Origin of the sequence: Methylobacterium thuringiense (assembly GCF_022179645.1) — a bacterium.
Taxonomy (GTDB): domain Bacteria; phylum Pseudomonadota; class Alphaproteobacteria; order Rhizobiales; family Beijerinckiaceae; genus Methylobacterium; species Methylobacterium thuringiense.
Genome location: NZ_BPRA01000005.1, coordinates 163,388 through 181,959, shown reverse-complemented (window position 1 = coordinate 181,959; position 18,572 = coordinate 163,388). Strand labels below are relative to the sequence as shown.

Genomic DNA, 18,572 nt, shown 5'->3' with positions numbered 1-18,572 from the left:
CATTGCTCAACGCCCCGATCCGCAGAAGCGATCCGGCACGAAAGATGAGGGTTTTCAGGACTTTAAAAGGTTGGCTCCCCGAGCAGGACTCGAACCTGCGACAAAGCGATTAACAGTCGCTTGCTCTACCAACTGAGCTATCGGGGATCACCGGCGCCGCTTCCGCGTCACGGCGGGGTCCTTAGCCCATCGCCGGCGAAGAACGCAAGGGGCTGAGCGCCAGGAATGTGGTCGGCGTTGGATCGATCTGCCAAGCCGGCTTCCTCTCGGAAAGATTAAGTTGAACGAACCTGTCATCACGCTGCAGGAACACCGTTGCCGATCGGCCTGCGGCTCTGCTAGAGACCCGTCCTCCCCCGATCGGCCGCCCGGTCGGGAGACGATGGTCGCCCTTAGGCGCGGCCCGGACTGGTTGGCCTCGTGGCGGAGTGGTTACGCAGAGGACTGCAAATCCTTGCACCCCGGTTCGATTCCGGGCGAGGCCTCCATCAAATTTTTCGACACCGCCAAACTCAGACCCTCGGCATGCCAAGCTCAAAGCTTCGCATGAGGCGCGCCGCGCTTTCTACGCTTACCGGAGCCGGGGCTGCGGCACTCTCGGCGCAGATGATGGGCCGCTTTTCAGCGGCCGTCACGCCAACGCGACACGAAGGCAACGCCCGGCAACAAAGCTGTCCGGTGAAGCAGTACGGCCATATCTCGGGCGGCCCGCACTGTCGGCCCGATGGGCCGTAGGGACGAGGATCGGTAGGGCAGAAGCTCCACCTTTTTCGTCTCTGCCAACCGGTCGGCTGTCGATCCCTATCGCGAAAATCTTGCGTTTTTGGAATCGATCCACGACAACCCGGCCGCTGCTGGAGCGCCGGGCGACCAAGGGGGTCGTCCAAGGCTGCGACGGCGCCTTCCGAAGATGGTGCGGCATCTCATGCTCGATCACGCCCAGGCACGGCAGCTCATGGTCGATTGCCAGCTGCGCACCTTCGATGTGAACGACGTTGCCGTTCTCGACGCCTTCGCCACCGTGCCGCGCGAACGATTCGTGCAGCCGGGGACGGAGGATTTCGCTTACATCGACCGTACCCTGAGAATCGGTGCAGATGACGGCGGGGGCCGGGCGATGCCCGCTCCGATGGTACTGGCCCGCATGATCCAGGCGCTCAAGATCCGGCCCGGCGCGCGCGTCCTCGACGTTGCGGCAGGTTACGGTTACGGCACCGCACTCCTCTCCGAACTCGACGCACGCGTCGTCGCCCTCGAATGCCAGGCAGATCTGGCGCAGGCGGCACGTGAACGCCTCGGCCAGACCGCCAAGGTCATCCATGGGCCACTCCGCGAAGGCGCAGCGGCGCAGAGCCCCTATGATGCGATTCTCGTTCAGGGCCGCATCGAGACCCGGCCGCAGGGCCTTCTCGACCAGCTCCGCACAGACGGACGCCTTGTCTGCCTGTTTGGCCCGGACCGTAGCGCGAAGGTGACGCTGTTCGTCCGCGCAGGCGACGCATTCGGCTCCCGTCCGCTCTTCGATGCCAATCTGCCGGCACTGAGGGACTTCACCACGTCACACGGTTTCACCTTCTGATCCTGCGCAGCAGCTATCTTGGAGCGGTGTCGCCTTTATGTGGCACCGTCGATCAATCGAACATTGCCATCCCGCGCAATCTGGTCGGTGGTGCCGTGTATCGGCTAAGCTCGCTCCGAGGCGGGCAAGCTGGCATCGCGTGTTCGACGCGTTAGAGGCCGCGTTGCAATACGCGGCCGCCGGTTCATTCAGAAACCGCAAGGGCTGATGAGCGTGAGTGTAAGGACACCAGCGGCACGGTGGTCGCGTAGGTTGTCGGGCGCTGCAGTTCTGGCGCTCGTAGCTGCCGTACCCGCCGGAGCCGAGACCTTGGAGAGCGCGTTGTCGCGGGCATATGCCGCGAATCCGGCTCTCAATTCGGAGCGTGCGCGGCTGCGCTCGGTCGATGAGACCGTGAGCCAGGCGCAAGCGGGCTATCGCCCGACCGTGTCACTCGACGCCGATATCGGCGTCCAACAATTCGAAGGCATCCTGGCCGGTCAGCGTGCGGGAGGAGGCGGACTTCTCGGCTCGGGCATTGGGTCAGGGTCTACAACGAATGGCGGCGCGCTCGTGACGCGCCCCGGCGGAGCGTCCCTGACGATCAACCAGACGCTTTTCAACGGCTTCCGAACCGACAACCAGACTCGTCAAGCCGAGTCGAACGTGCTGACCAACCGGGAGGCCATCCGTCTCACGGAAATGACAACGCTTTTCAACGCTGCGCAATCGTACATGAACGTGCTGCGCGACACCGCGAATCTCGAACTGCAGCGCAACAACGTCGAGGTGCTCGAAGAGCAGCTCCGCCAGACCCGTGATCGCTTCAATGTCGGCGAGGTGACCCGTACCGACGTGGCCCAAGCCGAGGCGCGTCTCTCTGGTGCCCGCTCCCAGGTCAGTGCGGCCGAGTCGCAGTTGCGCTCCTCGATCGGCATCTACCGGCAGAACATCGGCGTCGAACCGCGCCAGCTGGCTCCGGGCCGGCCGCTCGACCGCTACGTGCCCAAGAGCTTGGAAGAAGCCGTCAATATCGGATTGCGCGAGCACCCGCAGATCCTTGCTTCGTTCCATGCGGTCGACGCGGCGGAACTGCAGGTCAAGGTGGCCGAGAGCATGCTCTACCCGACGGCCGGCATCTCCGGCTTGGTGCAGCAGCGCTACGACCAGCAGTTGCCGGGCGACAACGGCGTGACCGCGTCCATCGTCGGACGGATCTCCGTTCCGATCTATCAGGGCGGTACCGAGTACTCGCAGATCCGTCAGGCCAAGGAGTTGGTCGGCCAAGCCAGACTCATCGCCGAGCGCGACCGCGACTCGGTCCGCTCATTGATCGTGCAGGCCTGGGGACGCCTCGAAGCCGCCAAGGCCCAGGTGCTGGCCTCTCAGGCCCAGGTCCAGGCGAACGAGGTGGCGTTGAACGGCGTCCGCGAGGAGGCCCGCGTCGGCCAGCGCACGACTCTCGACGTGTTGAACGCACAGCAGGAACTCCTGAACTCGCGCGTCAACCTGATCCTGGCCCAGCGCGACCGGGTGGTGAATTCCTACGACGTCGTACAGACGATCGGCCGATTGACCGTGCGCTACACCTCTTTGCCCGTAGCAGCCTACAGCCCGAAAGAGCATTTCGATCAGGTCAAGGACCTCTGGTACGGGGTGAGCACACCGGACGGACGCTAAAGCGGGAATCATCGATCGGCCGACGACGAGACAGTGCATCTGACGAAACTCCCACTGCATTGCCGTAACCAGTGGGAGCAATCCCGTCGGCCGGGAATCTTGCACGAGACGCTAAAATCCTCTTCGGCAACTCGGAGAGTTCGGCTTATCCTCAAGGGATGAGCGTAAAATATTAACCATCATAGCCGATTCTTTTCCGCACCCCTCGCGTGAGTCGTCGTCAGGATGAGTGCTGCAAGCCCGAAGTTTCCGGATACGATGAAGGACTCCTCTGCGGGGGAGCCGTCGATGGAGGACATCCTCGCCTCCATCCGTCGCATCATCGCCGACGACAACGCGCCCGAGGCAGAGCCCGAAGCCGCGCCGCCGCCTGCGCCCAAGCCCCGGCTCGACGACGTGCTCGATCTCGCTCAGGTCGCCAAGCCCGTGCGGCGCCCACAGCCCGTCGCATTCGATCCGCCCGAGATCGAATTCGACATCGACGAGGTCGATTTTTCGACGCCGGAGCCCGAGCCGGTCCCGGTAGCCCCTCCGCCCCCTCCGCAGAGCAGCGCGCCGGAGCGATTGCAGGCCGCCGTCGAAGAGCAGGTGGTGGAGCGTCTCGTCTCGAAAACGACCGACGACAGCGTCGGACAGCACTTCACGATGCTCGCCCACACCGTGCTGACGAACAATGCCCGCACGCTGGAGGACCTCGTCAAGGACATGCTTCGGCCGATGCTGAAGTCCTGGCTCGACGACAACCTGCCGACGATGGTCGAGCGGCTGGTTCGCGCGGAGATCGAGCGGGTCGCGAGGGGACGCTAAGTTTCGGATACCGAGGCTCGGACGCCGGGTCTCGGGCGCCGAGCGATGCCCCGTGGTTGACGGCAGGGCGGCGAAGGGTTGAAAGCGGCGGCATCTTCAAAAGACCGCCCGCACGATCGGCCCGACCGCCTCATGATGGACAAGACCTTCGATCCCGCCGCCGTCGAAGCGCGCGTCGGTGCTGCCTGGGAGGCCGAGGGCGCCTTCAGGGCCGGCAGGCCCGAGCGCGCCGGCGCCGAGCCCTATTGCATCGTGATCCCGCCGCCGAACGTGACGGGATCGCTGCATATCGGCCACGCACTCAACAACACGCTGCAGGACATCCTCTGTCGCTTCGAGCGCATGCGCGGACGCGACGTGCTCTGGCAACCGGGCACCGATCACGCCGGCATCGCCACGCAGATGGTGGTCGAGCGCCGTCTTATGGAAACCCAGCAGCCGGGCCGGCGCGAGCTCGGCCGTGAGGCCTTTCTCGAAAAGGTCTGGGCCTGGAAGGCGGAGTCGGGCGGGGCCATCGTCGGCCAGCTGAAGCGCCTCGGTGCCTCCTGCGACTGGTCGCGCGAACGCTTCACCATGGACGAGGGCCTGTCGCAGGCCGTCCTCAAGACCTTCGTCGACCTCCACGCACAGGGCCTGATCTACCGCGACAAGCGCCTCGTGAACTGGGATCCGAAGTTCCAGACCGCGATCTCCGACCTCGAGGTCCTGCAGGTCGAGACCAAGGGGCACCTCTGGTACTTCGACTATCCGGTCGTGGACGAGGCCGGCGCGCTCACCGGCGAAACCATCACGGTCGCCACGACGCGGCCCGAAACCATGCTCGGCGACACCGCCGTCGCGGTGCATCCGGAGGACGAGCGCTATACGACGCTGGTCGGAAAGCGGGTGCTGCTGCCTCTGGTGCGTCGGCCGATCCCGATCGTCGCCGACACCTATTCCGATCCCGAGAAGGGCACCGGTGCAGTCAAGATCACCCCGGCCCACGATTTCAACGACTTCGAGGTCGGCAAGCGGCACTCCTTGCGCCCGATCAACGTGCTCGACGAGGAGGGGCAGATGCTGCTCGTCGGCAACGACGCCTTCTTCGAGGGTGCCGAGCCGGAGCCGCCGGCGCTCGAACTGCACGGCCTCGACCGCGCCGTCGCCCGCAAGCGCGTCGTCGCGCTGATGGAAGAGCGTGGCCTGCTGCTCAAGATCGAGCCGAACGCCCATGCGGTGCCGCATGGCGACCGCTCCGGCGTCGTGATCGAGCCCTATCTCACCGATCAATGGTACGTGAACGTCAAGCCGCTGGCCGAGCGCGCGCTTCAGGCCGTGCGCGACGGCCAGACCCGGTTCGTCCCCGAGAACAACGAAAAGGTCTTCTTCCAGTGGCTCACCAACATCGAGCCGTGGTGCATCTCGCGCCAGCTCTGGTGGGGCCACCAGATCCCGGTCTGGTATGACGAGGAGGGCGGCATCTACGTCGCCATGAGCGAAGCCGAGGCGCAGGCCAAGGCCGACGCGGCCCGTGGCGGTCCCGTCACGCTGCGGCGTGACGAGGACGTCCTCGACACGTGGTTCTCCTCGGCGCTCTGGCCGTTCTCGACCCTCGGCTGGCCCGAGACGACACCGGAACTCGCACGCTACTACCCGACCAACACTCTGGTCACCGGCAAGGACATCCTGTTCTTCTGGGTCGCCCGCATGATGATGATGGGCCTGCATCTCACCGACAAGGTGCCCTTCGACACGGTGTACCTGCACGCCCTGGTGCGCGACGCCACCGGCGCCAAGATGTCGAAATCCAAGGGCAACGTCGTCGATCCGATCGGCCTGATCGAGCAATACGGCGCCGATGCCCTGCGTTTCACCCTGGCCGCGCTCGCCGCGCCCGGGCGCGACATCAAGCTCGGGCCGAACCAGGTCGAGAGCTACCGCAACTTCGCGACGAAGCTCTGGAACGCCTCGCGCTTCGCCGAACTGAACGGCTGCCGCCTCGATCCCGCCTTCCGGCCGGAGAGCGCGAACGCCGTCCTTAACCGTTGGGCGCTCGGCGAGGCTGCCCGCGCGGTGACCGAAGTGGGTACGGCGCTCGACGCCTACCGATTCAACGATGCCGCCGCCGCAGCCTACCGCTTCGTCTGGAACATCTTCTGTGACTGGTATCTCGAACTCGCCAAGCCCGTGCTGCAGGGCGAGGGCGTTGACGCCGCGCTGAAGGACGAGACGCAGAAGACCATCGCGTTCCTGATCGACCAGATCGCCAAGCTGCTGCACCCGTTCATGCCGTTCCTCACGGAAGAGCTGTGGGCGATCAAGGGGGAGGGCATCGCCGATCGCGGGCTGCTCACGCTCGCGCCCTGGCCGGATCTGTCCGGGCTCGCCGACAGCTCCGCCGAGTCGGAGGTCGGCTTCGTGGTCGATCTCGTCTCGGAAATCCGCTCGGCCCGCTCGGAGACCAACGTTCCGGCCGGTGCGCAGATTCCGCTGGCGCTCGTCGCCGTCGATGAGAGCGTGCGCGAGCGCGTCGGGCACTGGCACGACACCCTCCTTCGTCTCGCCCGCCTCTCGGAGATCCGTTTCGTGGCGGAAGCGCCGAAGAACTCGGTGCAGCTCTTGGTACGCGGCACTGTCGCCGCTCTTCCTCTAGAAGGGATTGTCGATCTCGGCGCCGAGGTCGCGCGCCTTCGGAAGGAGGAGGGCCGCACGGTCACCGAGATTGGCAAGATCGACTCTAAGCTCGGCAACGCCGACTTCGTCGCCCGTGCCCCGGAGGACGTAATCGAAGAGCAGCGCGAACGTCGCGACAGCGAGGCCGCGAAACTCGAAAAGATCCGAGAGGCGCTGGCGCGGTTGACGGATCAGAGCTGAAGACCGGATCGAAGCGCCATGAGATGGCTGCGCAGCTTCGGCCTCGCAGCGGCCGGCCTGCTCATCGTGTTCTTCTTCGCTGTCGTCCTGACGGCGAAGCCGGGTGACCCGGCCCTCTACCCACCCACGGACACCAATTCCCGAACGATCCACCTCGTCAGCCACGGCTGGCATTCGGGCGTCGTGCTGCCGCACGAGGCGCTGACGGGGGAGGGCACGGGCGCAGCGCTCCGTGCCGTGGCCACCCGCTTCCGCAACTACCAGAAAATCGAATTCGGCTGGGGCGAAGCCCGCTTCTATCGGACGACGCCGACGGTGGCGGATGTCGATTGGATGCTGGCGGCGAAGGCGCTGTTCACGCCCGGCGGCGCTGCGGGCGTGGTCCAGGTGGTCGGACTGCCAGACAACCTGCGCGCCGCCTTCCCGAATGCCGAGATCGTGCCGATCCGCGTCTCCCCGGCGGGCCTCGCTCGGCTCCTCGCTCGCCTCGACGCGGCGTTTCGCCTGGACGGGCAGCAGCCGGTCGAGGACGGCCCGGGCCTCTACGGGCCGAGCCTGTTCTATGCCGGCACCGGCCGCTTCTCGTTCGCGAATGTCTGCAACCACTGGACAGCGAATCTGCTCAGCGCCGCCGGCCTGCCGGTCGCGCCGGTAATCGATACCCACCCGCGCGGACTGATCCTCGACCTCGCTTGGCGGTCGGGCGCTACGGTTTTACCGCCGCTTTGATCATCATTCAGCGAGCTTCAACCCCAAAATGCCCGCGACGACGAGGGTGATGCATCCGATGCGCGTGGCGGTGACGGGCTCGGCGAACAGCACAATTCCGAGAACGCGGTGCCGACCGTGCCGATGCCGGTCCAGACGGCATAACCGGTGCCGATCGGCAGCGTCCTAACCGCGAACGACAGCAGCACGACGCTGATGACCATGCTGACAAGCGTCCATACAGACGGCCAGAGTTTCGTGAATCCGTCAGCGTATTTCAGCCCGATCGCCCAACCGATCTCGAACAGGCCGGCAACGAACAGGATGGCCCAGGCCACGGCGGTCTCCTCGCCCAACGGTTCTTCAAGGCCGTCAATGACAAGGATCGGGGACGGGGGTGGTGCCGGATCGCACGCGGGCGTCCGGCACCCGTCCTCAGGTCTCGAGCGGGCTGTCCCAGTACAGAAAGTCGAGCCAAGTGTTGTGCAGTTCGTTCTTCGCCTTGGGCAGGCGCCTGGCGATGGCGTCGAGCTGGTAGGGCGACGGTTCGAAGGGCTGGCGACGCAGGTTCAGGCCGCTCTTCGCGAGCGAGCGGTTGCCCTTGCGCAGATTGTCGGCGCTGCAGCTCGCAACGATGTTCGACCAGACCGACTCGCCGCCCTTCGAGCGCGGGTTGACGTGGTCGAAGGTCAGTTCCTGCGGGGGCAGGCGCTCGCCGCAATACTGACAAGTGAACTCGTCGCGCAGGAAGAGGTGGTAGCGCGTGAAGGCGACCTTCTTGCGCCGGTGATAGCTCTTAAGGGCGACGACCGAGGGCACCTGGAACGCCTGGCTGGCGGAGTGGACCTCGATGTCGTCGTAGGTCTTCACCTGGATCACCCGGTCCTGCAGCACGGCGACGAGGGCGTCCTGCCAGTTCCAGACGGAGAGCGGCGCCCAGCTCACGGGCTGCATGTCGGCATTGAGGACGAGGGTGCGAAGATTGCCGACGGGCGCGTTCATGCGGCCCTCCTGGCACCAAGGGGCGCGGCGTCCGGTCGTTCGGAACGCCTAGAGATATTCGGGTCGGCGACGCAGGCTCGGATGCTCGTCATAGACGCAACTCTCTGATCGCGTGCACGAGCTCTGACCTCGTGGCTCGGTCCAATACTCCGATACGGCACAATATGGCACCCCCAAGCGCACGGCCAAGCCTTCGGAAGCTTGGCCGCTGGACTGCTGAAACGTCGGTGCGAGACGGGAGTGGACTGGAAACGCCAGCGACGACTGCCGAAAAGGGCAGCCGATGACACGTGGGCAGCAAGAGCGTCGGACGTCGTCACGACGGTCGTCGCTGCCCGGCAGCGAGACGACAAGGCCATGTCCATTGCTGCTCAGTCTAATATCGACGTGACAGGGTTGTGAAGGTGGGCCGTATCGGCGAGACGGCGGGCGCACAGGTTCCGCGATTGCCGGGCTGCCACGCGCGCGCCTTGCACCGTTTCGCCCCATTGATCCGCGACGGAGGGAGCGATGCCGGGGACGGAGACCGCGAGCCGCCCCATGCTCCTGTGCAGATCGGAGCAGCCCCTCAAAGTGATTCGGCCTGGAGGCACGCTCGCACCGAGCGCGCCCCGCACTCGAACAAGGACGACGATGGTTCGATCGACCTTTCGCGCCGCACGCATCGCGTGCTTCTCGGCCGTTCTGGCGGCGGCCGCCCTTGCGGTGCCGACGGGAGCGGTCGGGCAGGGAGCCGCGCCGAGCCCGCAGCAGGACCAGAAGACCGCTCCCGTGCCTCAGGCCGGCGGCGACAAGTCGCAGGCCGTTCCGCAGCCGGGCGCGACGCCGCAAACGGCGCCACCTTCGCCCGTCGCAAAGCCCGCACCGAAGCCCGCCGTCTCGGAGGGCATCAAAACGGTCCGCGAGCGCCTCGACGAGATCAAGGGCAACCTCGACGGTCGCGAGAAGGCCGTGACCGGCCGCAACGTCGGCGCCGGCGATCTCACCCGCGCTCGCGACGGGCTGGAGGCCGTCTCCGACCGGATCCGCGCGATCATCGCCGCCCTCGAACCACGCCTTGAAGCCGCCCGGGAGCGTCAGACCCAACTCGGGCCGAAGCCAAAGGACACTGAGGAGGGCGAGGACGTCGCCAAGGAGCGCGTCGAACGCGAGCACGCCGTAACCGAGATCGACGAGACCCAGCGGCTCGCCAAGTCGTTGCTCGTCCAGAGCGACCAGATCGTCGACCAGATCACCAACAAGCGCCGTGCCGCCTTCACTCGCGGCCTGTTCGAGCGCTCTTCGGCGCTGTTCAGTCCCGATCTCTGGATGAAGATCGGCGCGGACCTGCCGCGCGATCTGAATTCCCTTCAGGCGGCACTCGAGGACATCGTCACGCTGTTCGCGCGCAACGGCAGTCTCTGGAACCTGCTGGTCCTCGGCATCGCCTTCGGCATCTCGTTCGCGCTGTATTTCGGGCGCCGCAACATCGCGCCCAAGCTCGGCCGGCGCGATCCGAAGGTCGCGAATCCGACCCGACGTGCAAAGCTCCTGGCGGCTTGGCGCGTGCTGCTCCTCGGAACGGTGCCGGCCGTCGCCGGAAGCTACGCCGTCTACTACGCCCTCGACGCCACCGACCTGCTCCCGACCCGGCTGATGCCGGTAGCCAGCGCAATTCTGATCGGGCTGGCCTTCATCGCTTTCGTGCAGGCGCTCAGCGACGCGCTCCTCGCCGTCGGCAAGCCGGCCTGGCGGCCGACGCCGGTGAGCGATGCCGCCGCCTGGCGCATCCAGCTTCTCGCGGTGAGCATCGCGGTGGTCATCACCGTGTCGAAATCCACCGAGGCGCTCAATTCCGGCATCTACGCCGCGCTCTCGATCTCGATCGCCACCCGCGGCATCGGCGCGGTCACGGCCGCGCTGCTCCTGGCCATCGGCCTGCACCGCTTCGCTGATACGGCCGAGAAGGAGGAGGCCTGCTTCGGTCCCTACGTCGCCACCGAGACGTCGAGCAGCATCGGCGGGCCGTTGCGCCTGCTCGGCTGGGCGGCGACGGTCCTCGTCGGCCTCGGCGCGATCGTCGGCTACGTGGCGCTCTCGGCCTTTCTCGTCGATCAGCTGATCTGGACAGCGAGCCTGTTCGTCCTGCTCTGGCTGCTCATCGCCAGCGCCGACGTCTTCATCGGCGGCTCGCTCTCGGACGATACCAAGATCGCGACCGCGCTGCAGGCGAATACGGGCCTCCGCAAGCGCTCGCTGAACCAGATCGCCGTGCTCGCCACGGGCTTCGCCCGGGTCGTGCTCGTCGCGGTGGCGGTACTGCTGGCGCTGGCGCCCTGGGGGCTCGATTCGAATGACGTTTTCTCCTCGCTGCGCTCGGCCTTCTTCGGCTTCAAGGTCGGCGACGTCACGATCTCGCTCTCGGCGATCGTCTTCGGCGTCGGCATCCTCGTGCTCGGCGTGTTCATCACACGGTCGATCCAGCGTTGGCTCGAAAACACCTACCTGCCGGCGACAGATCTCGACGCCGGCCTGCGCAACTCGATCTCGACGGTAGCCGGCTATGTTGGCTTCCTGCTCGCGCTGGCGCTCGCGTTCTCCTATTTGGGCCTGAGCCTGGAAAAGCTGACCATCGTCGCCGGCGCGCTCTCCGTCGGTATCGGTTTCGGTCTGCAGTCGATCGTCAACAACTTCGTCTCGGGCTTGCTGCTGCTTTGGGAACGCCCGATCCGCGTCGGCGATCAGGTGCTGATCGGCGACAGCGAGGGCATCGTGAAGCGCATCTCGGTCCGCTCCACCGAGATCCAGACCTTCGACCGCTCGGCCGTGATCGTGCCGAACTCGAACCTGATCTCGGGCGTGGTGAAGAACCGGGTCCGCGGAGACCGCACCGGCCGGGTCATCATCTCGGTGAGCGTGCTGCGCAACCAGGATCCGGTCCGGGCCGCCGAGATGCTCGTGGCCTGCGCCAGCGCCCATGCCGACGTGCTCAAGGAGCCGCCGCCGCGGGTGGTCTTCAAGAAGATCGGCGATCCGTTCCTCGAGTTCGACCTGATCGCCCTCGTGACCGACGTCAACCTCGGCCAGAAGGTCCAGAGCGATCTGAACTTCTCGGTGTTCAAGACCCTCTCGGACGCGGGCTTCATCCCGGCGATGGGACCGGCCTCGAGCGTCGTCACCGTGCAGGGCCTCGAGCCGATGCGCGACGCCCTCGGCCAGATCGCGAGCGCCGTCGGCACCGGCGCTGCGCGCAGTCCCGTAACGGCGCAGGACGCGCCAGAAGGCGGCGACAGGGACGTGGAGCCCGCCCGGCGCAAGCTCGGAACGGCCGCCTCTTGATGCGTGGCAGAGGTCATGGGGCTTGCCTCGACCCATGCGTCGGGGCACTGCCGCGGTCTCGACACCGATCGGCACGAGCCTTGCCCAATGTGCCCATGCGCTCGTACCAGTGTGGCGTAGTCCTCGCGGAGGATGTCCGATGTCTGCCTTGAGTCTCTGCCGACCGCTGATTTTGGGTATTCTTGCTACGGCGGCGGTCGCAGCTGCACCGGCGGCCGTCATGGCGCAGCACGCCTATCCCAACCGGCCGATCACCCTCGTCGTACCCTTCGCGGCCGGCGGTCCGACCGACACGATCGCCCGGATCGTCGTCCCCCCGATGGCCAAGGCGCTGGGCCAACCGGTGGCGATCGAGAACGTCACGGGCGGCGGCGGCACCACAGGCATCACCCAGGCCTCGCTGGCCGAGGCCGACGGCTACACGATCATGATGGGCCACATGGGCACGCACGGGGCGGCGCCCGCTCTGTTCCGCGCCCTGAAATACGACCCAGCCCGGACCTTCGACCCGATCGGCGTCGCCGCCGGCACGCCGGTTGTGATCGTCGCCCGGAAGGACTTTCCGGCGAGCGACCTGAAGGGCTTCATCGCGGCTCTGCACGACAACGGCACGGCCTACAGTCAGGCCCATGCCGGCGTCGGATCGGTTTCGCATTCCGCCGGGATGCTGTTCGACTCGATCGTCAACGCGAAGCCGACCTTCGTGGTCTATCGCGGCACCGGCCCGGCGGTGAACGACCTGATCGCCGGTCAGGTCGACTTCCTCACCGACCAGATCGTCAACGTCGCTCCCCATCTCCAGGCCGGCACGATCCGGGCCTATGCCATCGCCACCCACGAACGCTCGCCGGTGCTGCCGGACGTGCCGACCACCCGCGAAGCGGGGCTGCCCGAGTTCGAGGTGACCGCCTGGAACGCCGTGTTCGCACCGAAGGGCCTGCCGAAGGAGGTCCGGGCCAGGCTCGTCGAGGCGCTCAACGCGGCCCTGGACGACCCGCCGACCCGCGACCGTCTGCTCAAGCTCGGCGGCAAGGTTCCTCAGGGCGCCGACCGGGGGCCTGCCGCCCTGCAAAAACTCGTTGAGAGCGAGGTCGCGCGCTGGACGCCGGCATTGAGGGCGGCCGTCGACAATCAATGAGCACGCCTGCGTCGCAGCGCTCGTTGGTTCCCCACGCAATCCGGTGAGCCGCCGTTCCGCGCTGATTGACGGAAACCGTAAGACTTCGTCTAAGAGCCTCAACGAGAGGGGCGTGCATGTCGGATCGGGCCGATCCTGAAATCATCCTGGAGAGGCGCGGCGCCGCTGGCCTGATCATCCTGAACCGGCCGAAGGCGCTCAATGCGCTGACGCTGCCGATGATCCAGGCGATGCATGCCCAACTGCGGTCCTGGGAAACGGAGGAGGCCGTCACCCGGATCGTCGTACGTGGCACAGGCGGCCGCGCCTTCTGCGCAGGCGGCGACATTCGCCAGATCTACGAGCTCGGCAAGGCTGGCTGCTTCGAGGAGACCCTCGCGTTCTGGCTCGCCGAGTACCAACTCGACGCCTACGTGAAGCGCTACCCGAAGCCCTACGTGGCCCTGATCGAGGGCGTGGTCATGGGCGGCGGCGTCGGCATCTCGGTGCATGGCGATATCCGCGTGGCCTCCGAAAAGTACATGTTTGCGATGCCCGAGACCGGCATCGGTTACTTTCCCGATGTCGGGATGACCTACGCGCTGCCGCGCCTGCCCGGCCGCACCGGCACCTACCTCGCGGTGACGGGCGCACGCGTGGGCGCGAGCGAGGCCCTCGCTCTCGGCCTTGCCACGCATTCGGCCAAGGCCGCCGACTTCGACGCCATCGTCGATGCGCTTGCCCAGGGTGACGACATAGAAGCGACGCTTGCAGCCTACGCGGCCGAGCCGCCCGGGACCGGCCCGCTCGTTACCGAGCGCAGCCTGATCGACGAGTGTTTTTCCGCCGACAGCGTGCACGACGTTCTCGGCCGCCTCGACGTGGCGGCTTCCTCCGGCGCATCCTTCGCCGCAGAGACGGCGGCCCTGATCCGCTCGCGCTCCCCGACGAGCGCGCTCATTGCCTTCGAGCAGATGCGGCGGGGCGTCGACTTGAGTTTCGAGGAAGCGATGCTGATCGAGTACCGCCTCTGCACCCGCGTGATGCGTGGCCACGACTTCTACGAGGGCGTGCGCTCTGTCATCGTCGACAAGGACGGCAAGCCCAGCTGGCAGCCGGCCACCCTCGACGCGGTCGACATGGCTGCAATCGCCACCGCTTTCGAGCCGATCGGCGGCTCCGAACCGTCCTTCGCTTGAGCAGGCCACATCTGTGAAGGCTCTGACCAAAGTCGGTACCACACGGGACGGCCGCGGCCGTATCGGCAGTGCCGAGGGCGCCAACGACCGTATTGAGCGCGTCGAACGCCGGCAGACCCGCTGGGACACCGTCCTCGTCTGGTTCATGCGCATTGTAGCGCTTGTCTGGATCGCCAAGGGTATTCTGACCTGGGCGGACATCGTCGATGTGCTGCCCGGCGCACCTTCCTTCGAAAGCGAGCCGCTCGGCCGCCAGACGGTGATCGTCTACTTCGCCGTGATCGACTTCACCGCCGCGGTAGGCCTCTGGCTGACCAGCGCATGGGGCGGCGTGGTGTGGCTCCTCGCTGCCACCAGCGGCATCACGCTGGCCGTACTGACACCGCAGTTGCTGCCGATGCCGATCGTGCTGGTCGCAATCCAGGGCTTGGCCATCTTCGTATATTTCACGCTGTCCTGGCTCGCCGCCCGCGAGAACCAGTGAGTTTCTCGAAGCCGCGATGGCGGACCGGGTGCCGCCTCCGAGGCACCGGAAGACTGCCAATTTCGAGACCGCGCGCCGTGACGTGAACAACGGCAGTGCATCGTACCGTCCACGGATCGCCTACCCGATCGAAGCCTCTCTTTGCACGACGTGCAAAATGTCACTTGAACAGCGTGCAAACTCGTGTGACTCATCCTGCGTGACACCGCTCACGCATGTGGAGACGCAACGATGTTCAAGCTGGTCCGCATCCTCGCCAGAGGCGCCACCGCCCGCGCCAGCGAGGAATTTCTCGATCGTAATGCCCTTCTGATCCTCGACCAGCAGGTCCGTGAGACCCGCGCCTCGCTCGAGCGCAGCCGGCGGGCGCTGGCAGCGGCAGTCGCCGCCGATCTCGCCGAAGGCCGCAAGCTTGCGGAGGTGGAAGCCCGCGCCGCAGACTTGGAAACGCGCGCCGTCGCCGCGCTCTCCGGAGGCCGCGAGGATCTCGCCAGAGAAGCCGCGCAGGCCATCGCAGAGCTCGAATCCGAGCGCGATGCGATCCGCGCTGCCCGCAGCCGCTACGAGACAGAGGTCGTCCGCATCCGTTCTCTCGTTGCCGACGCCAACAGGCGACAGGCCGAACTCGAGCGCGGACGCCGGACTGCGGCCGCCGCGGAAGCGGTCCGCCGCATGCGGGTTAATCCGGGCCCAGGCGAGTTGGCGACACTTTCCGAAGCCGAGTCCACGCTCGAGCGCCTGCGTGAACTGCAGCAGGAGGCCGCCGACACCGAGGCTGCGCTCTCCGAAGCCGATCCCGGCGCCGACATCGCCGAGCGCATGGAGCGCGAAGGTTTCGGCCCGCACAGCAACACGAGCGCCGATGCCGTTCTCGACCGCCTGCGCCGACGGGCCGAAGCCGCCTGACCCCTCACCGCATCACAGCCGTCCAAAGGAGCCTCCGCCATGACCACCGAAACCATTCATCAGCATTCCGGCGCCTGGGTGACCTTCACCTACGGCTCCTTCATCGCCTCGGCCGGCATGGTCGCCATCGGTATTCTGTTCATGCCGATCGATTTCTGGATGAAAGGCTACTTCGCCATGGGCGTGGTGATGCTCGTCCAGTCCTGCGTGACCTGCACCAAGACGATGCGCGATGTTCACGAAGGGCGCCGCATGCATAACCGTATCGAGGATGCCCGCACCGAGCGCCTGCTGATGTCGGTCGGCAAGGATTGAGGAAACGCACCGCTTGCACTCGCGGCGGTACGATGCCGCCGCGGGCCATCACCAGCCGATGAACGCCCCGGAGACGACGATGACCTCCCCGACCGCCGTCTCGACGGCAGCCATCAACTCGCCGCCAAACGACAAGAAAATCCCGATCGCAGTGAAGCTCGCCTATACGGCCTTCGCCGCCCTGCTTCTCCCGGTCTACCTCACCCATTACGGGCCGACGAACTTCCTTTACTTCTGCGATCAGGCCGTGCTGCTGACGCTGGTCGGGATCTGGATCGAGAGCCCACTGCTGATCTCACTCTGCGCCGTCGGCATCCTCGCACCGCAGTTGCTCTGGATCGTCGATTTCCTCGGCGGTGCCGTCGGAATTCCGATCACCGGCATGACGGAGTACATGTTCGACGCCTCCAAACCATTGCTCTTGCGGGCGTTGTCGGGCTTCCACGGCTGGCTGCCGCTGCTGCTCGTCTTCCTGGTCGCCCGGCTCGGCTACGACCGGCGGGCGCTACCGATCTGGAGCGCGATGGCGGTCGCAACCCTTTTGATCTGCTTCTTTCTGATGCCGTCGCCGCGGCCGGATGCCGGCCTACTGCCGGTGAACATCAACTACGTCTGGGGCTTCAGCGATGCGGTCGCGCAAGCCTGGATGCCGGCCTGGGCCTGGCTCGCGGCGATGGTCGTCGGGCTGCCGGCCCTGCTGTTCCTGCCGACGCATCTCGTGCTTCGCCGGCTGATGCCCAGCGTCGGCGGGACACGCATCCTGGCAGAGGCTTAAGCCTCCGTCGTCTGTCCCGGCAGAACCTTGGCGAGTTCGGGGATCACGATCTCCGGCGGGCCGGAAGTCACCAAGCGGCCGGCCTCCAGAACGTGGACCATGTCGGCGTGGCGCAGCGAGGTCAGGCGGTGGGCGATCATGATGATCGTGCGCGTGCCGGCAAGCGCTCCGAGGGCCGCCATCACCGCCGTCTCGGTCTCAGCATCAAGGGCGCTGGTGGCCTCGTCGAACACGATGACGTCCGGGTCGTGATAGAGCGCGCGGGCGATGCCGATGCGCTGGCGCTGGCCGCCACTGAGCCGGGTACCGCGCTCGCCGACGCCGGTGGCGTAGCCCTGGGCCAAGCCGAGCACGAAATCGTGGATGCCGGCGAGCCGCGCGGCACGCTCGATCGCACCCTGGTCCACCTCATCCGCCGGAACGCCGAGCGCGATGTTTTCGGCGATCGTCCCGTCGATCAGGAAGACGTCCTGCGGCACGTAGCCGATGCGGTTCTGCCAGGCCGGCAGACTCGCCGCATCGAGGGCGTGACCGTCGATGCGGATGGTGCCGCGGGTGGGCGTCAGGATGCCGAGCACGAGCCCCACCAGCGTCGACTTGCCGGACCCTGTGCGGCCGACGAGCCCGATGGTGGCGTTGGCCGGGATCGTCAGGTCGATGCCGTCGAGCGTTGGGCGGCCGGGCTCGTAGTCGAAGCCGAGGCCGCTCAGCCGTATCGCCTTCGAGAAGGGCAGGCGTTCCTGCCCACGCGGTTCTGGCAAGCGCTCGCTCTTCAGTTCGTCCGCCACCACCTTCACTGCCGGCAGGTAAAAGCGGATGAGCGCCAACGAGTTGAAGATGTTCTGGAAGGCCGGCAGCATGCGGTAGCCGGCGAAGGCGAACAGCCCGAGCAGCGGTAGCAGCCCGGCGGTATCGTAGCCCCGAGACAGGGCGAACAGCACCACGACGATGACGCCGCCGAAGGCCAGGGATTCGATGACGTAGCGCGGCAGTTGCCCGGTCACCAGGCTCTCGGCGGAGTCCCTGGCATAGGCCCGGGCCGGCGCATCGAAGCCCGAGGAGAAGGTCTCGGCCCGTCCGTAGAGCTTCAGTTCCGTCAGCGCCCCGAAGGTCTCCTGCACGATCCGGTAGCGCCGCTCGTTGTCGACCACCGCACGGGCGCCGATCCGCGCCAGCCGCGCCCGCATCACCAGGAAGATCAACACGTAAAGTCCGCCGAAGCCGCCCCCGAGGAGCAGCGCGAGACGCGGCTGATAGAGGATCAGAAACACGATCACGGCGAGCGCCGAAGCGCCGCGCGAGGCGATCACCAGGGTCGGCGTCAGCACGCCGACGACGAGCCGGTCGGTCTCGCTGAGCACGTTCTTGGCGAGTTCGGCGCTGTTCGTATGCGCGAAGAACATCCGCTCGCGGTCGACATAGACGGCGAGCAGGCGCCGCGCGAAGCCGTAGCCGGCGAGGTTCGTGAAGAGGAGCTGGGTGAATGCGAGAGCGGCGTTGACGACGCTGGTGGTGAGGATGGCGATGAGGGCCGCGATCCCCGTCGTCACTAGGAAGGCGTGGTCGTCGACGAGGCCGAGCGATTGCCGGATCGCGGCGAGGGCAGGGATGCGCGCCGCCGCCGCCGGGTCGCCGACGAGCGTCAGGAACGGCACCACCGAGGCGACGCCGACCACCTCGAACAGGGCCGCCAGGGCGAGCCCGATCAGCAGCAGCACCAGCCGCCGCCGGTCGCGGGGGCGCATCACCCGCACGAGATCGACGAGGGGCTTCACGCCGCGGCTCCGGCGGGGCTCGAATGGGCAGGCGTGTCGCTCACGGGTGTCCTCAAGCCGTCGATGCCCGGTCTC

Annotated in this window: 14 protein-coding genes, 2 tRNA genes and 1 pseudogene; 13 read left to right on the top strand and 4 right to left on the bottom strand. The window is 66.6% G+C overall.

Going from position 1 to position 18,572, the window contains the following annotated elements; translation table 11 throughout:
• Positions 1-71 precede the first annotated feature (71 nt).
• Positions 72-147: transfer RNA gene (locus tag MFF07_RS06375), tRNA-Asn, on the bottom strand.
• Between the two features lie 267 nt (positions 148-414).
• Between MFF07_RS06375 and MFF07_RS06370 the strand changes: the two genes are divergently transcribed.
• The 6 genes from MFF07_RS06370 (at position 415) to MFF07_RS06345 (ending at position 7,627) form a co-directional block, all read left to right on the top strand.
• Positions 415-488: transfer RNA gene (locus tag MFF07_RS06370), tRNA-Cys, on the top strand.
• 437 nt (positions 489-925) lie between these two features.
• Complete coding sequence (locus MFF07_RS06365; RefSeq protein WP_238231129.1) at positions 926-1,579, top strand: protein-L-isoaspartate O-methyltransferase family protein; 654 nt, start codon at positions 926-928, stop codon at positions 1,577-1,579.
• Between the two features lie 207 nt (positions 1,580-1,786).
• Entirely contained in the window at positions 1,787-3,238 is a 1,452-nt protein-coding gene (locus MFF07_RS06360) for a TolC family outer membrane protein (protein ID WP_147813113.1), read from the top strand.
• A gap of 225 nt (positions 3,239-3,463) precedes the next feature.
• Positions 3,464-4,045, top strand: coding sequence for a PopZ family protein (locus tag MFF07_RS06355; protein ID WP_187272375.1), 582 nt, complete (start codon positions 3,464-3,466; stop codon positions 4,043-4,045).
• A gap of 132 nt (positions 4,046-4,177) precedes the next feature.
• Positions 4,178-6,898, top strand: coding sequence for a valine--tRNA ligase (locus tag MFF07_RS06350; RefSeq protein WP_238231127.1), 2,721 nt, complete (start codon positions 4,178-4,180; stop codon positions 6,896-6,898).
• An 18-nt stretch (positions 6,899-6,916) separates the two neighbouring features.
• A complete protein-coding gene (locus MFF07_RS06345; protein ID WP_238231125.1) occupies positions 6,917-7,627 on the top strand; it encodes a DUF2459 domain-containing protein in 711 nt (236 codons plus the stop codon).
• Between the two features lie 3 nt (positions 7,628-7,630).
• On the opposite strand, the pseudogene sugE reads toward MFF07_RS06345, so the two are convergent.
• Both sugE and MFF07_RS06335 read right to left on the bottom strand, forming a co-directional pair.
• Positions 7,631-7,944 (bottom strand): annotated as a pseudogene (gene sugE / locus MFF07_RS06340) (quaternary ammonium compound efflux SMR transporter SugE).
• A gap of 97 nt (positions 7,945-8,041) precedes the next feature.
• Positions 8,042-8,608 (bottom strand): HNH endonuclease, encoded by a 567-nt coding sequence (locus MFF07_RS06335; RefSeq protein WP_147813119.1) that lies wholly within the window; start codon positions 8,606-8,608, stop codon positions 8,042-8,044.
• 633 nt (positions 8,609-9,241) lie between these two features.
• On the opposite strand from MFF07_RS06335, the gene MFF07_RS06330 reads away from it, so the two are divergent.
• From MFF07_RS06330 to MFF07_RS06300, 7 genes are all read left to right on the top strand, one after another.
• On the top strand, positions 9,242-11,926 hold the full coding sequence (locus MFF07_RS06330; protein ID WP_147813121.1) for a DUF3772 domain-containing protein: 2,685 nt from the start codon (positions 9,242-9,244) through the stop codon (positions 11,924-11,926).
• Between the two features lie 139 nt (positions 11,927-12,065).
• Positions 12,066-13,064, top strand: a complete 999-nt coding sequence (locus MFF07_RS06325; protein ID WP_187272376.1) for a tripartite tricarboxylate transporter substrate-binding protein — start codon at positions 12,066-12,068, stop codon at positions 13,062-13,064.
• A gap of 116 nt (positions 13,065-13,180) precedes the next feature.
• Positions 13,181-14,242, top strand: coding sequence for an enoyl-CoA hydratase/isomerase family protein (locus MFF07_RS06320; RefSeq protein ID WP_147813123.1), 1,062 nt, complete (start codon positions 13,181-13,183; stop codon positions 14,240-14,242).
• A 13-nt stretch (positions 14,243-14,255) separates the two neighbouring features.
• Complete coding sequence (locus tag MFF07_RS06315; protein ID WP_147813125.1) at positions 14,256-14,726, top strand: DUF6163 family protein; 471 nt, start codon at positions 14,256-14,258, stop codon at positions 14,724-14,726.
• Positions 14,727-14,957: 231 nt separating this feature from the next.
• Positions 14,958-15,632 (top strand): PspA/IM30 family protein, encoded by a 675-nt coding sequence (locus MFF07_RS06310; RefSeq protein ID WP_238231119.1) that lies wholly within the window; start codon positions 14,958-14,960, stop codon positions 15,630-15,632.
• Positions 15,633-15,671: 39 nt separating this feature from the next.
• The gene (locus MFF07_RS06305; RefSeq protein WP_147813129.1) at positions 15,672-15,947 is read left to right on the top strand and encodes a YiaA/YiaB family inner membrane protein; all 276 of its coding nucleotides are present in this window, start codon (positions 15,672-15,674) and stop codon (positions 15,945-15,947) included.
• A gap of 79 nt (positions 15,948-16,026) precedes the next feature.
• Positions 16,027-16,722, top strand: coding sequence for a hypothetical protein (locus MFF07_RS06300; protein WP_238231116.1), 696 nt, complete (start codon positions 16,027-16,029; stop codon positions 16,720-16,722).
• Here the strand turns inward: MFF07_RS06300 and MFF07_RS06295 are convergent.
• Entirely contained in the window at positions 16,719-18,497 is a 1,779-nt protein-coding gene (locus tag MFF07_RS06295) for an ABC transporter ATP-binding protein (protein ID WP_147813133.1), read from the bottom strand. The two genes, MFF07_RS06300 and MFF07_RS06295, sit on opposite strands and share 4 nt — an antisense overlap.
• Positions 18,498-18,572 lie beyond the last annotated feature (75 nt).

Coding starts and splice junctions, on each gene's coding strand:
- MFF07_RS06365 (WP_238231129.1), top strand. CDS start 926: ATGCTCGATCACGCCCAGGCACGGCAGCTCATGGTCGATTGCCAGCTG.
- MFF07_RS06360 (WP_147813113.1), top strand. CDS start 1,787: ATGAGCGTGAGTGTAAGGACACCAGCGGCACGGTGGTCGCGTAGGTTG.
- MFF07_RS06355 (WP_187272375.1), top strand. CDS start 3,464: ATGAGTGCTGCAAGCCCGAAGTTTCCGGATACGATGAAGGACTCCTCT.
- MFF07_RS06350 (WP_238231127.1), top strand. CDS start 4,178: ATGATGGACAAGACCTTCGATCCCGCCGCCGTCGAAGCGCGCGTCGGT.
- MFF07_RS06345 (WP_238231125.1), top strand. CDS start 6,917: ATGAGATGGCTGCGCAGCTTCGGCCTCGCAGCGGCCGGCCTGCTCATC.
- MFF07_RS06335 (WP_147813119.1), bottom strand. CDS start 8,608: ATGAACGCGCCCGTCGGCAATCTTCGCACCCTCGTCCTCAATGCCGAC.
- MFF07_RS06330 (WP_147813121.1), top strand. CDS start 9,242: ATGGTTCGATCGACCTTTCGCGCCGCACGCATCGCGTGCTTCTCGGCC.
- MFF07_RS06325 (WP_187272376.1), top strand. CDS start 12,066: ATGTCTGCCTTGAGTCTCTGCCGACCGCTGATTTTGGGTATTCTTGCT.
- MFF07_RS06320 (WP_147813123.1), top strand. CDS start 13,181: ATGTCGGATCGGGCCGATCCTGAAATCATCCTGGAGAGGCGCGGCGCC.
- MFF07_RS06310 (WP_238231119.1), top strand. CDS start 14,958: ATGTTCAAGCTGGTCCGCATCCTCGCCAGAGGCGCCACCGCCCGCGCC.
- MFF07_RS06305 (WP_147813129.1), top strand. CDS start 15,672: ATGACCACCGAAACCATTCATCAGCATTCCGGCGCCTGGGTGACCTTC.
- MFF07_RS06300 (WP_238231116.1), top strand. CDS start 16,027: ATGACCTCCCCGACCGCCGTCTCGACGGCAGCCATCAACTCGCCGCCA.